14 protein-coding genes and 1 tRNA gene are annotated in these 13,004 nt (G+C 68.3%); 13 read left to right on the top strand and 2 right to left on the bottom strand.

Going from position 1 to position 13,004, the window contains the following annotated elements; genetic code table 11:
- Window positions 1–95: 95 nt before the first annotated feature.
- On the top strand, window positions 96–1,028 hold the full coding sequence (locus ABD292_RS33160) for a LysR family transcriptional regulator (RefSeq protein ID WP_344214328.1): 933 nt from the start codon (window positions 96–98) through the stop codon (window positions 1,026–1,028).
- 192 nt (window positions 1,029–1,220) lie between these two features.
- Window positions 1,221–1,294: transfer RNA gene (locus ABD292_RS33155), tRNA-Ile, on the top strand.
- Window positions 1,295–1,303: 9 nt separating this feature from the next.
- Here the strand turns inward: ABD292_RS33155 and ABD292_RS33150 are convergent.
- Both ABD292_RS33150 and ABD292_RS33145 read right to left on the bottom strand, forming a co-directional pair.
- On the bottom strand, window positions 1,304–2,941 hold the full coding sequence (locus ABD292_RS33150; RefSeq protein WP_344214326.1) for a tyrosine-type recombinase/integrase: 1,638 nt from the start codon (window positions 2,939–2,941) through the stop codon (window positions 1,304–1,306).
- On the bottom strand, window positions 2,938–4,050 hold the full coding sequence (locus ABD292_RS33145; protein WP_344214323.1) for a helix-turn-helix domain-containing protein: 1,113 nt from the start codon (window positions 4,048–4,050) through the stop codon (window positions 2,938–2,940). The genes ABD292_RS33150 and ABD292_RS33145 overlap by 4 nt, the downstream gene beginning before the upstream one ends.
- Window positions 4,051–4,228: 178 nt before the next feature.
- On the opposite strand from ABD292_RS33145, the gene ABD292_RS33140 reads away from it, so the two are divergent.
- The 11 genes from ABD292_RS33140 (at window position 4,229) to ABD292_RS33090 (ending at window position 13,001) form a co-directional block, all read left to right on the top strand.
- Window positions 4,229–4,477, top strand: coding sequence for a DNA-binding protein (locus tag ABD292_RS33140; protein ID WP_344214321.1), 249 nt, complete (start codon window positions 4,229–4,231; stop codon window positions 4,475–4,477).
- A 69-nt stretch (window positions 4,478–4,546) separates the two neighbouring features.
- Window positions 4,547–5,569 carry a bifunctional DNA primase/polymerase gene (locus tag ABD292_RS33135; RefSeq protein ID WP_344214319.1) on the top strand — a complete coding sequence of 341 codons (1,023 nt, stop codon included), beginning with the start codon at window positions 4,547–4,549 and terminating at the stop codon, window positions 5,567–5,569.
- A complete protein-coding gene (locus tag ABD292_RS33130; RefSeq protein ID WP_344214317.1) occupies window positions 5,566–7,149 on the top strand; it encodes a DNA primase family protein in 1,584 nt (527 codons plus the stop codon). The genes ABD292_RS33135 and ABD292_RS33130 overlap by 4 nt, the downstream gene beginning before the upstream one ends.
- A gap of 165 nt (window positions 7,150–7,314) precedes the next feature.
- Window positions 7,315–7,878 (top strand): HNH endonuclease signature motif containing protein, encoded by a 564-nt coding sequence (locus tag ABD292_RS33125; RefSeq protein ID WP_344214315.1) that lies wholly within the window; start codon window positions 7,315–7,317, stop codon window positions 7,876–7,878.
- Window positions 7,879–7,880: 2 nt separating this feature from the next.
- The gene (locus ABD292_RS33120; RefSeq protein WP_344214313.1) at window positions 7,881–8,141 is read left to right on the top strand and encodes a hypothetical protein; all 261 of its coding nucleotides are present in this window, start codon (window positions 7,881–7,883) and stop codon (window positions 8,139–8,141) included.
- Window positions 8,142–8,143: 2 nt separating this feature from the next.
- Entirely contained in the window at window positions 8,144–8,488 is a 345-nt protein-coding gene (locus tag ABD292_RS33115; protein ID WP_344214311.1) for a hypothetical protein, read from the top strand.
- Between the two features lie 63 nt (window positions 8,489–8,551).
- The gene (locus tag ABD292_RS33110; RefSeq protein WP_344214309.1) at window positions 8,552–8,887 is read left to right on the top strand and encodes a hypothetical protein; all 336 of its coding nucleotides are present in this window, start codon (window positions 8,552–8,554) and stop codon (window positions 8,885–8,887) included.
- A 53-nt stretch (window positions 8,888–8,940) separates the two neighbouring features.
- Entirely contained in the window at window positions 8,941–9,771 is an 831-nt protein-coding gene (locus ABD292_RS33105) for a hypothetical protein (RefSeq protein WP_344214307.1), read from the top strand.
- Between the two features lie 414 nt (window positions 9,772–10,185).
- On the top strand, window positions 10,186–10,929 hold the full coding sequence (locus ABD292_RS33100) for a MerR family transcriptional regulator (protein WP_344214305.1): 744 nt from the start codon (window positions 10,186–10,188) through the stop codon (window positions 10,927–10,929).
- 239 nt (window positions 10,930–11,168) lie between these two features.
- Window positions 11,169–11,636 carry a hypothetical protein gene (locus ABD292_RS33095; protein ID WP_344214303.1) on the top strand — a complete coding sequence of 156 codons (468 nt, stop codon included), beginning with the start codon at window positions 11,169–11,171 and terminating at the stop codon, window positions 11,634–11,636.
- Window positions 11,637–11,678: 42 nt separating this feature from the next.
- The gene (locus ABD292_RS33090) at window positions 11,679–13,001 is read left to right on the top strand and encodes a phage terminase large subunit (protein ID WP_344214301.1); all 1,323 of its coding nucleotides are present in this window, start codon (window positions 11,679–11,681) and stop codon (window positions 12,999–13,001) included.
- Window positions 13,002–13,004 lie beyond the last annotated feature (3 nt).

Below are 13,004 nucleotides of genomic sequence, written 5' to 3'. Positions count from 1 at the left end.
GGGTCCCCTCTACCCCGGAGTCCTCCGACAATATCTGTCACAATTCCTGACATTTAGGCATTGTCTGTAAGATGCCGCCGCTTTACCTTCCCGTTATGGACCTCGAGCTCCGGCACCTCAGGATCGTCCGCGCGGTCGCGGACGCGGGAAGCGTGAGCAAGGCCGCGTTGACGCTCGGGCTGGCACAACCGGCCCTGACCGCCCAGCTCAAGCGCATCGAACGGGTGCTCGGCGGCGCCCTGTTCGAGCGCGACCGCCACGGCGCCCGGCCCACAAGGCTCGGCGAACTCGTACTCGCCCGCGCGCGGGTGCTCCTCCCGGCGGCCAAGGAACTGCAGGACGAGGCCGTACGCTTCGCCCACACCCCGACCCCCGGCTACCGCATCGGCGCCACCAACGGCCCGATACTCGGCGGGCTGGTGGACCGGCTCGCGGCGGAGCGGCCCGTCTCGACGTACACGTCCTGGTCGAGCCACGAGCTGATCAGCATGGTCGAGCTCGGCCGCCTCGACTACGTGCTGACCGGCGCCTGCGGCGACTCCGGCACCCCCACCGGCGCGCTCGTCTGGGACACCATCAGCCTCGACCCCGTCTTCTGCCTCGTCTCCGAGAACCACCCCGCCGCCAAGGAGAAGGAGGTGGAGCTGGCCGACCTCGCCGACGAGCACTGGGCGGGGACGCCGGGGGACGGCTGCTTCGCCGACTGCTTCGCGATGGCCTGCGCACGCGCCGGCTTCACCCCGGGAACGATCTACGAGACGGACGTGCCGACCTGCACCCACCTGGCCCAGGTGGGCCGCGCCGTGGCCCTCTGCCAGGCCACCCACCAGCCCGCGCAGGGCCTGGTCATGGTGCCGCTGGCCGGCGCCCCGCTGCGCTGGCGGCAACTCCTCGGCCACCACCCGACGGCGGCGGACGCCGCCTGGGTCCTCACCCAGGCCAAGGAGGCCCACCGGGACGCCATCGGCCGCAGCCCGACATACAGCGACTGGCTCACCCGCAACCCGTCCTACGGCACCACCCCCTGACTCACGCACGACCCCCACCTTCGTCCCTCCTGATGATCGCCACCGCCCCCGGAACATGGAATGATGTCCGCGAAGACCTCTCTCCCACCGGCCCATGGCACCCACAACCGGTCCTGATGCTCTAGCCTTAGCCATGCACCAGGCTCAGCATGATCCACTCAGGACCACGCCACGGCCACACAACTGAATCCAGGGGCGGTAGCTCAGCCGGTCAGAGCATCGGACTCATAATCCGTGGGTCGTGGGTTCAAGTCCCACCCGCCCTACCGAGGTACCTAGGCGTTGACCTGCGGCTTTTCCGGGTCCGTTGAATCCGTGGGTCGGTGGTCTGCCAGTTGGGAGACCGAAGGGAGACCGGGAGTTTCAGACGGTCCCCCCACAACCACCGCTCGCGGGACCAGAGAGACAGCCGCCTCGGCCGCCGCGTGAGCCAGATCCGGCAGCACGGTCGTGTACAAGTCCGAAGTGATGTGCAGGTTCGAGTGCCGCAGCATCCGCGACGTCGTCGTCATGTCGTTCCCTGCCGCCAGTGACAGCGTGGCCGCGCCATGGCGGAGATCGTGCAGACGGATCGGTGGCAGGCCGGCGGCGAACACGAGCCGTTCGAAGTGCTCGCTGACCCAGTCCGGTCGCAGCTCGGCCCCGTCCTCGCGGGTGAAGATGCGGCCCGTGTCCTGCCAGCCGTCCCGCCACGCCAGCCGTTCCTCAAGCTGCCGCTTGCGGTGAACCCGGAGAGCGGCGAGCGTGCCCTTGTCGAGCGCGACGACACCTTCCGACGACTCCGTCTTCGGTGCGCCCTCTTCGACCCCCTGGTCCACCATCGTGAGCTGCTTCGCCACGGCCAGGACGCCCTCGTCGAGGTCGAGGTCCACCCACCGCACGCCGCACGCCTCGCCGCGGCGCAGGCCCCGGAAGGCGATCAGGTGGTAAAGCGCGTACAGCCGGTCCTCCGCCGCGTGGTCGAGGAACGCACCGAGTTGCACGGGCGTCCACACCATCACCGGGGACGGGCGCGGTGTGGCTAGCCATACCCGGAACGCTTCGAGCTGCTTCTTCGGCTGCACCGGCGCGTTCCGCTCGGCCTCCAACCGCTGCTGGTACGCGGCGGTGAACGCCTCCTGGCGAACCCTCGTCCACACCACGCCCTTCGCCTTCTGCCCGCCGTCGAGCTTCACGAGCTTGGCCGCATTGAACGACACGAGGTGCTCGCGCTGGGCGGACGACAGCACGGTCCGGATCGTGGCGAGGACGCGCTGCTTCGTGACCGGGCCGGTGGGCCGCCGGCCTCGCACCGACGCACGGACCTCCGGGTCGTCGGACGCTTGGGCCGCGGCCAACACCTCGTTCTTCTCGTCGATCCTGGTGAACACCGCCTCGACGGACGGGGCGAACAGCCGGTCGAGCCGCACGCTGTCGAGGACCTCACCGAAGTGCACGTCGTGGTGGGAGACGTAGCTCGACAGGGTGGACTTGCGGATGTCCTTGAGCCTCCGGTGGCGCTCGACGAACTGCGTCCAGTACTCGCCGAACGTCATCGACTGGAGCGGCTGGCCCGCGCGAAACTTGCGGTGCAGCTCCCCGTAGTCGGGCATCGGCGCCTGCTTGCGGTGCGCGGCCCGGATCATCTCCAGGATCTCCATCCGGGCCTCGTGCCCGTCCGGGCCGGCGTCGGGGATGTCGAGCAGCCGTCCGGCCGCGTCGTAGAAGGCGATCAGGTCCGCCTCGTTGGCGAACCCGCCACACCGCAGGTAGACGCGGTTGCCGTCCGGCCCGGACGGCACCTCAGCCTTGCCGTAGTACGTGCCGTGATTCGGGTTCCACGAGCCGTTCGCGCGGCGCAGCCTGGGGCACTTCGCGCCCAGCTCCCGGCCGTCCTCCCGGCACTTGCATCTCTTGTACGGGTTCGGGTTCACGCTTCTGTCTCCTCCAAGAGGGCGCCCCTGCGCAGAGCGGCCACGAGCCGCTCAACGGTCGCGCCGAGGCGGGCGGCGATGTCTTGCATCGGTTCGTGGGCCCAGTAGGCGGGGGCAGCCCTTGCGCCGAGACGCTGCAGCTCGTCATCGGAGGAGAGCGCCGGCATCTCGGCCATCTCGGCGATCTGGCGGTCGATCTCGGCGAGGCACGCCTGCACGGGCTCGGCGGGGACGGGCCCGCCCTCGGGAGTCCGGCGCAGGAGTTCGGCGATGAGGTCCGACATGTGCGCCTCGGCCAGGTACCGGACGTACGTCTTCATCCACGTGCGGAACACGTCCCTCTCCGCCACCTCCGGGATGGACAGGAGTCCGCGGCGTGCCCGTACCAGGCTGGACAGCGGGGCGTGAGGGCCCGGCACCGTCGCGCGCAGTTCCTTGTCGGCGGCCTCCTGCGCGTGGATGAGGGTCTCCGTGTAGTACTCGAACACGTGGCGGGTCCGGATCTGCCAGGAGTGGAGCGCCTGCTTCGCCTGGTCCGCCGTCATGCCCATCACCTGCTGGAGCCAAGCCTCGTAGCTGTCCACCACCTCGCGGTCGGACAGCAGTTCCGAGAGGCGATCCCATGCCCGCATCTCGCGCTCGACCCGCTCGGCCTTCTCGAACAGAGTCGTGCTGACCTCCTCAACGAGCAGGTGAACCTCTTGGCCTTGCGCCACCCCCAGCGGCAACAGCACGTCGTCGAGAGTCGTGTCGAAGACCTTCGCGAACGCGACCGCCTCGTCCACGCTGATCGTGCGCCGCTTCCCGCGCGGGTTGAGAATCTTCGAGATCGACGACTGATGGATCGGGCAGCCGACGTCCGCCATCTCCTTCGATAGGCGCTCTTGGGACCAGCCTCGCCGCCGCATCTCGTACTCGATCCGCAACGCGACGTTGGTCTCGGGCCCTTCCGCCGTGGCACCGCTCGGCACGCTCGCGCCGGCGGTCACGACGCCGGGGGCGGCGGTTGCTCCCGCCGAGACGCTCGGGCCGGGGATCGACGCTGCTGCTGACACCGTGGACGCAGCGGCACCTTTCGCCCTGCCCTTCGCGGTCGGATCAACCTGCATCAGTGTCCTCCATTCGTTTCGAATGAAGTCTAACCCGTTTCGATTTGCGGTCCACCCTCAAACATGTCATGCTAATCACAAGCGGTTTCCAGTCAGATTGAATGACTCGGATCAGCCCTCTTCGGCGTGAACCGAGCTTCTTCAACCCGGCTCCCCCTACCAGGAAGGATTCGCCGCGATGAGCAAGGCTCTGACCGTTAAGGAAGTCCTCGACCTGCCCGCCGCCGTCAACATCGGCACCGCCGGGCGCGCGTGGGGTTTCGGCCTCTCCAAGTCCCAGGACCTCGCCCGCAAGGGCGAGTTCCCCTGCCCCGTGCAGCGCATCGGCTACACCTACCGCGTGCTTCGTTCGGACATCCTCGATGCCCTCGGCATCCAGGACCCGGCCCTCGTGGGCCACCGCCAGCCGGTGGACATCCCTGCCTGATACGGGTCTCTCAGACCACCGCAATCCCTCGCCTGTCCTGCCATGAATCCCGTGCAGACGGAGGGACCCGTGTCCGCTACCCCCACCATCCAGGTCGGTCCCATCAACGGGGCCACCACTTCCGACATTCACAGGCTGACCGTCAGCCCCGACGTGACCACGGTGGACGCCCTTCTCGCCTACGCGGCGATCGGGTGGAAGCCGTTCCTTCTCAGCTCCGGGAAGGTCCCCGTCAAGAACTGCGACTGGTGTGACCAGCACCACACCACGAACGAGCAGCGCGAGACGTGCGACCACCCGACGTGCCACGGCTTCTACGCCGCCACCGGCGACCCTGACCGGCTTCGCGAGATGGCCAAGCTGGTCCCCAACGGGCTCATCGCCATCCGCACCGGCTCCCCGTCCGGCATCGTCGTCCTCGATATCGACAGCCTGAGCGGGCACGGCGTGGACGGCTACGCCGCCGCCAAGCGCGGACGCGAAGCGGGCTACCTGCCCGACACCGCCACGCAGCACACCCCGTCCGGCGGCACGCACCTCGTGTACGGCCACCCCGGTGGGCGCATCAAGGGCGGGTCGAACAAGCTCGGCCGCGGGCTCGACGTCAAGGGCGACGGCGGGTACTTCGTGGCCGGGCCGTCCTTCAGCCGCAAGCACGGCAAGCCGTACCGGTGGGTCGGGGACACGCTGTCCCTCCCCCTGACGCCGCTTCACCCGCGCATCGCCGCCTACCTGCGCGAGAAGCCCGTCACCACGCCGCCCCGGCAGACGCCCGATCTCCCCCAGTTCCAGGACCGGTACGTCACCGCCGCCGTCTCCGGCGAGGTGCAGGCGATCCTCGACGCTCCCAAGGGCGGCCAGGGCAAGCCCGGCCGGTGCGACCAGCTCAACAAGTCCGCATTCATCCTCGGGACGCTCGTCGGTGCGGGCGTCCTCAACCAGGCCGCCGCCGAGAAGGCCCTCGGCGACGCCGCGTACGCGGTGGGGCTCGACGTTGACCCGAACTGCGGTCCTCGCCAGATCGCGGCGACCATCCGCAGCGGCCTCACCGCCGGGATTCGTCACCCGCGCCGCATCCAGGGGGTTCGGTGAACAACAGCACGACGGGCGTCGACGAAGACGTTCCCTGGCCCACCGAGCCCTTGGCCTACATCGAGGAGCCCGACACGGACGACGACACCAGCGCGGGCGCCGGACACGGAGACGTCTCTGACTCCGTGCTCGCTGACCTCGCCGCCAGCTCGGTCCTGCGCGGCCGGTGGCGCTGGTGCGTCGGCCTCGGCTGGCTCCAGTGGGACGGGCAGCGGTGGGCCGTACGGGACGACGTCCTGGTCTCCGAGGTCGTCCGGCAGTTCCTCGCCGCGCAGTTCGGGAAGAAGGTCGAAGAACAGGGGGCGAACCTTAACCCGAAGCGGCTCCAAGAGCTCCAGGCCCTCCTCAGCGCGTCCAAGGTGCGGAACGTCACGACCCTGGCGCGCGGCATCGACGGCATCTCGACGCTGGCCGACCAGCTCGACGCTAACCCCGACCTGCTGAACACTCCCAGCGGCGTCGTGGACCTGCGCACGGGCAAGCTCAGCCGACACAACCCTGAGCTGCTGATGACCAAGCTGACGCAGGGTTCCTACATCCCGGACCACACGCACCGCGACTGGGAGATAGCCCTGGAAGCGCTGCCCAAGCCGGAGCGGGAGTGGTTCCAGACGCGAGCCGGCCAGGCCGTCACCGGGCACACCAACCCGGACGGCATCCTCGTCCTGATGCAGGGCGGCGGCGAGAACGGCAAGTCCCTGCTCAGCACGGACGGGCTCGTGCCCGCGCTCGGCGACTACGCCGACGTCGCCAGCGCGAAGCTTCTGTCCACCACCAACGAGCACTCCGAAGAGATGGCGACCCTCCGCGGCAAGCGGTTCCTCGTCTCGGAGGAGATGACCGAGGGCAGGGCTCTCAACATCGCCGCCATCAAGCGCATCCAGGACGTCGGCACCATCACGGCCCGGCACGTCTACAAGTCCAACATGACGTTCAAGGCGACGCACGCCCTGTTCGCCACGACGAACTACCTGCCCGTCGTCAACGAGACCGACCACGGCACGTGGCGGCGTCTCGCCCTGCTGGTCTTCCCTTACACCTTCCGCAAGCCCGGCGAGGAACTCCGCCACGAGGACGAACGCCACGGCGACCCCCGGCTGAAGGCCCGGATCAAGGCCAACCGCAGCGGCCAGTACGACGCCATCGTGACGTGGGTCGTCGAGGGCGCGATGCGCTGGTACGCCAACCCGGACACCGCGCTCGCCGTGACGGACCAGGTGGCCAAGGACACGCGCAACTGGCGTGCCGAAGCCGACCGCATCCTCGGCTACTGGGACGAATGCCTCATCGCAGACCCGGCGGCGAGCGTCATCACGACCGAGCTGCACGCGGCCTTCAACGAGTGGCTCGCCTCCAACGGGCACAACGCCTGGCCCAAGGAACTGTTCCACCCGCGCTTCAAGAGCCACACCGAGACGAGCCGTCACGGCGTCGTCGAGGCCCGCCCTAAGACCCTCCCGGAAGGGCTCGCCCGGCACGGTCTCGACAAGTTCGATACCCCCCCTGTCTCGAAGCGCCCGGTGATCTACAAGGGCGTCCGGTATCGCACCGATACGGACGCTTCTGACCAGCAGGAATAGCAGGGGGACAGACCTGACAGACCCCGTCCCAACATTTCGACGCCCTATATAGACGTTGGAAAGTTTGAATCCGGTCTGTCACCTCTGTCCCCGCACGTCAGAGCAGCCTACTCATGGCTAGCCATACCCCCGCCCCCTATGGCGGTACGTACGAAGGAGACGGAAGTGCCCACCACCTACTTCCAAACCCCCATCCACCCGACTGACCCCACCGCCGTTGCCCTCCCCGTGAGCACCCCTGACGGCCCTCTGGCCACGTGGGTGGACGAGGACGTCGCCGACGACCTCGACGGGCGCAAGCTCAGCCTCGGCTCACACGGCTACCCGGCCGTCTGGCACGAGAGCAGCATGTGGCCGCTCCACCGCGTGATCATGGGACTGAAGGTCCGGGACGGCCTGTTCGTGGACCACCTGTCCGGCGACCGGCTGGACAACCGCCGCGCGAACCTCCGCATCGTGACCGCCGCTGAGAACGCAGCGAACCGCCGGTGCACGTCGAGGACCGGCTACCGAGGCGTCCGGGCCGCCGGCTCGAAGTTCGTCGCCTACGCGAAGCGCGACGGCATCAACGTCTACCTCGGCACCTTCGACGACATCGAGCAGGCCGCCGAGGTCTCCCACGCCTGGCGGGCCCTGTACCTGCCCGGCTACACGGGCAACGCCCGCACCCGCTACTCCCGCACCCCGCAGATGCTCGCCGCCGTCGTCGCGGCCGAAGAGAGGAACTGACCATGACCATCGCCCTGCTGATCGCCTGCTGCCTGCTGGCGTTCACCACCGCCGCCCTGTGGGCCGACCGCAAGAGCCTCAAGGAGGCGCTCGACCAGGCCCGCGCTGACCGGTTCGCCGCCATCACCCGCAACCAGGAAGCGCACGCCGCCCGCGTCCGGGAGATGGAGAAGTCCACCGCCAGCCTCAACGAGCTGATCGAGCGTCTCCGCGCCACCAACGACGCCGCCGAGGCCCGTCTCAACCACACCAAGGAGAAGTGACCATGTCCGCCAACCAGATCCCGCACTTCGGCCCCAAGCCCGACGACCTGCCCGGCCGCCCGCGCCAGCACTCGTGCCCTGACTGCGCGTTCAACGGCGGTCCCGGCCACTCCAACCGGGAGCTGCTGAAGCTGTCCCGCGACGAGTTCGACGGCAACCCGCTCGCCTCGATCGGCCAGTCCCGCCGCACCTGCGGCTACTGGAGCGCCCGCAGCCGCACCTACTGCGGCAGCACCCACCAGGTTGAGGCTCACGGGGCGATCGGGAGCCGCTGCGTGAACCACCACCCCGCGCTGATGGACGCCGCGTACAAGGCGCTGACGAACCCGGTCGCGCTGGCCGTGTGAGGAGGCCGGGCCTGATTGAGGCAGGCCCGGCCCCTTCACTCCGACCCTTCCACGGAGGACACCATGAAAACGCTGGTAGACCAGCTCGACACGGCAACGCAGCGGTGTGCCGAGGCGCTCGGCTACCTGTACGGCGCCGACTCTGACCCGGCCCTGCATCAGATCATCGAGGACGTGTCCCGCCTCGTCGGCGGCGTCCGCCGGGAGCTGAGCAAGGGGCACCACCGCTACGACGCGCGGGACCTGTCCTGCCAGGGGCTCGCGCTCGTCGATCCCGCGTCCGTCACCTTCCACGGCTGGCTTGTCGCCGGCTACGCGGAGGAGATGCAGCGGCGCGGCGAAGGCCACGTGTACGGCTGCGACGTCATCGGCCACCTGGCCGCCGACCCCACCAAGTAACGATCAGGCCGGGGCTGCCCAAATCAGCCCCGGCCCGGTAAGGAGACCATCTCATGACCGAGTCGAAGATGACCGCCACCGACATCGAGATCATCGCGAACGCCTTCCGCGAAGAGAACACGTGGGGGCAAGGGTTCGCCGAGTACATCGAGGCGCAGAACCGCATCGAGCCGATGTCGCCGGGCGTCCTCGCCTACGCCCGTGCCGTCGCCCAGTTCTGCCACGAGCACCGCCTCGTCCCCGGCTTCCAGCACACGCTCAACTGGTTCGGGTACGGGGACATCCCGCTCGCGTTCGACGACGAGAACGACGACGAGCCGCTCAAGACGCTTATCTGGATGGAGGACTTCAGCGGCGTGTCCGGCATCTCCTGCGAGGACCTGATTCTCTTCTGGATGGAGCAGGAGGAAGACGACCGCAGCGACATCTACTCGATCGGCTACGAGTACGACGGCAAGTCCATCACTCGCTACCTGTTCGGCCACTCCGCGGCGATGCGGGCGATGACGTTCCTCAGTCCGTGGCGGAAGGAGTTCGTCCAGGCCACGATGGAGCTGATGAGCCACGCCATGGAGAAGTCCGGGCTCGGGCAGACGCTCATGGGCGGCGACGGCTGGACCGTCATCACCAACCTGGAGACCGTCGAGGGCGAGACGCTCAAGCTGGCGCACCCGATCGTGTCGTTCCGCGAGGACAACGTCCCCCTCGTCCGCCCGCCGTGGGACGACGCCGACCCGGACGAGCTGATCCCGATCACGGACGTGTGCCAGACGTACGAGGTGGTTCGGGCGTCGGACGCCGCTCACGACATCCTCGGCCCCAACGTCTCGGAGGACGAGGCGATGAAGATGGCGTTCCGCGGCCCCATGGGCAACGTCCAGTGACCACGTTCCGGCCCGGCGTTGGGGAAGGGGCGATTGTGCCCCTCCCCTTCTGCCTCGCATGCGGGCTCGCGCTCGGAGCCATCGAGGCGGAGGTCGTCGGATACGAGGGTGACGACTACGTCTTGCGCGTGGACCACACTGACGACCGCCGTGGCCTCCTGTCCTGCAACACCGGCGGTAGCCGCAGCGTGTGGACCAGCGCCGAAGTCGAAGCCCTGACCTGGGTCGTGTGATCAGCGCGGGGTACGGCGCAGACCGTACCCCGCGTTGTGACCAGCACAACTCAGACCCATACGCACCAGGGCGTACCCGGCGCACGGCCATCTTGGCCGTGCGCCAGCCTGCACCATCTCCGCGATCGGGGGACCGATGACCACCGTTGACTGTGACCTCTGCACCGCACCCGTACACGACATGGGGCGAGTCTGCGACCGCTGCACCACACCGCTCATCACCGACCTGCGCGACATCCCGTCCCTCGACACCGAGCTGGACGTCACCGCCTACCGGCAGGCCCGCATCACCGCCGGCAACGCGGGCGGTGGACGCAGCACCGAGAAGCCACTCCCCCTCAACCTCACCGCCGACGACGCCGGCCGCGCCCTCAAGGCCGTACTCGCCCTCTGGTGTGACCTCGTCGCAGAGCAGCGGGGCGTACGCAAGCCTCTCGACGGTCTCCCGAGCATGTCCAGATGGCTTCTGGAGCACGTCACCTGGATCAGGCACTTCCCCGCCGGCGCCGAAGCCGTCACCCAGATCAGGTCCGCCGTCGCCGACGTCCGCCGCATCATCGACCGGCCCCGCGTCAAGGTGTACACCGGCCAGTGCGACGACTGCGGGTCCGCGCTGTACGCCTCGGAGAACGCCCCGTACGCCGCCTGCCCCGTCTGCATCACCCCGGACGGGGACCGCACCTGGTACAGCGTCCAAGAGCGCCGAGACGCCATGCTCGCCGCCATGCAGGTCATGATGATGCCGCCCGCCGAGGCAGCGCACGCCCTGTCGATCCTCGTACGCCCCATCCCCGCGGCGACCATCCGCAAGTGGGCGTCACGCGGGAAGCTCCAGGCCGCAGACGTGGACGACCGGGGACACAGCCTCTACCGTCTCGCGGACATCGCCGCCCTCATGCTCCCCTACCAGCACCAACCCCACTAGTTGCACACACAACTACCTTCTGTCACACTGTGATCAGCTAGCCTTGGCAGGACATGGCGGTAAGGGGCTCGGTTCATTCGGACCGGGCCCTTTCGCATGTCCGGGGAAGGGGACAGATGACCGTCACCATCAGCGCGACCATCCGGGAGATCGACCCCACTCCCAGCGGATGGCGGCAGTACGAGCCCACCGGACACATCACCATCACCGTCAGCCGTTGACACTGAGGGGGTTGACCCATGGGTGACCGCAGACCCCCCGAACAGGTCGAAGAGTCCGCGAACCGCCGCGCCGAGGTGGTGCGTCTCCGCCGTACCGGGATGACGTTCGAGGACATCGGCAACCAGCTCGGCATCTCGAAGCAGGCCGCTCACAAGCTCTGGCACAAGACGATGAAGGGCATCCCCGTCGTCGAGGTCGAGGCGTACCGGACTGAGCAGCGGATGCGCCTAGACGCTCTCCTGCAGCGGGCGAACGAGATCCTCGAAACGAAGCACGTGGTTGTCCAGCACGGCCGGGTCGTCGAGCTGGACGGGGAGCCGTTGCGGGACCGCGGCCCAGAGCTGGACGCCATCAAGACCATCATCGACATCGAGCAGCGGCGGGCGAAGCTCGACGGCCTGGACACTCCGGTGAAGCAGCAGCTCGAAGTTGACGGCGGTCTCCGGTACGAGGTCGTGGGCGTGGACGTCGCCGACCTGGCCTGACCATGGATGCTCAAAACTCAACTTTTCCGGTGGGGGTGTCCGATGGCCGCCCCCACCGTGCACCGGTACGAGCCTCGCGGCGCTGTCCTGGAGCTGTTCCGGCGTAAGGACGGCGAGATCCTGCTGTCCGGCGCGGCAGGCACCGGCAAGTCTGTGGGCGCCCTCATGAAGGTCCACCTTGCCTGCCTGGCCAGGCCGGGTGTCCGGGCGCTGCTCGTACGGAAGACACACGCCTCGCTGACCGCCTCGACGCTGGTCACGTTCCGGCAGATGGTCGCCGCCGAGGCGCTCCAGGCCGGGCTCGTTCGCTTCTACGGCGGGTCGGCGCAAGAGCCGGCGTCGTTCAAGTACGCCAACGGCAGCGTCATCGTCGTCGGCGGGCTCGACCGGGCCACCCGCCTGCTGTCGACAGAGTTCGACCTGGCGTTCGTGGACGAGGCGATCGAGGTCACCGAAGAGGACTTGGACACGATCGTGACCCGGCTACGGCACGGCAAGCTGTCGTATCAGCAGCTCATCCTCGCGACGAACCCCGGACCGCCGACCCACCATTTGAAGCTGCGCGCCGATGCCGGCCGGACCGTGTTCCTGTACAGCACCCACGAAGACAACCCGCGCATGTACCAGGACGGGCAGTGGACCGACTACGGCCGCGACTACCTGGCCAAGCTCGACACGCTCACCGGCGCCCGCTACGAGCGGATGCGGTGGGGCAAATGGGTGAGCGCCGAAGGGCTCGTGTACGAGACGTTCGACCCGGCCATCCACCTCGTCGACCGGTTCGACGTCCCGGACACGTGGACCCGCTGGTGGTCCGTCGACTTCGGATACTCCAACCCGTTCGTGTGGCAGGACTGGGCCGAAGACCCGGACGGCAGGCTCTACCTCGTCCGCGAGATCTACAAGACGAAAACCCTCGTCGAAGACCACGCCAAGCACATCCTGTCGCTCGTCAAAGACCAGCACGGAGGGTGGATCGGACCCCGCCCACGCGCGGTCCTCTGCGACCACGACGCGGAGGACCGCGCCACCCTCGAACGCCACCTCGGCATGTCGACCGTGGCCGCGAAGAAGACCGTCAGCGACGGTATCCAGGCTGTGCAAACCCGCTGGCGTGCGGCTGGTGATGGGAAGCCACGCCTGTACCTGATGCGGGACGCACTCATCGAACGCGACACCGAGCTGTCCGACGCGAAAAAGCCGACCGGCACCGCCGAGGAAGTCCTCGCCTACGTGTGGGACAACCAGCCCGGCAAGCCACCGAAAGAGACGCCGGTCAAGCAGAACGACCACGGCATGGACGCCATGCGCTACATGGTCGCCGAACGAGACCTCGGAGGACGCCCCGGCGTCCGCTGGCTGTGAAGG

Source organism: Nonomuraea bangladeshensis, assembly GCF_039529455.1.
Lineage (GTDB): Bacteria > Actinomycetota > Actinomycetes > Streptosporangiales > Streptosporangiaceae > Nonomuraea > Nonomuraea bangladeshensis.
The sequence above is the reverse complement of the archived record's forward strand: the minus strand, read 5'-3'. Positions and strand labels throughout refer to the sequence as shown.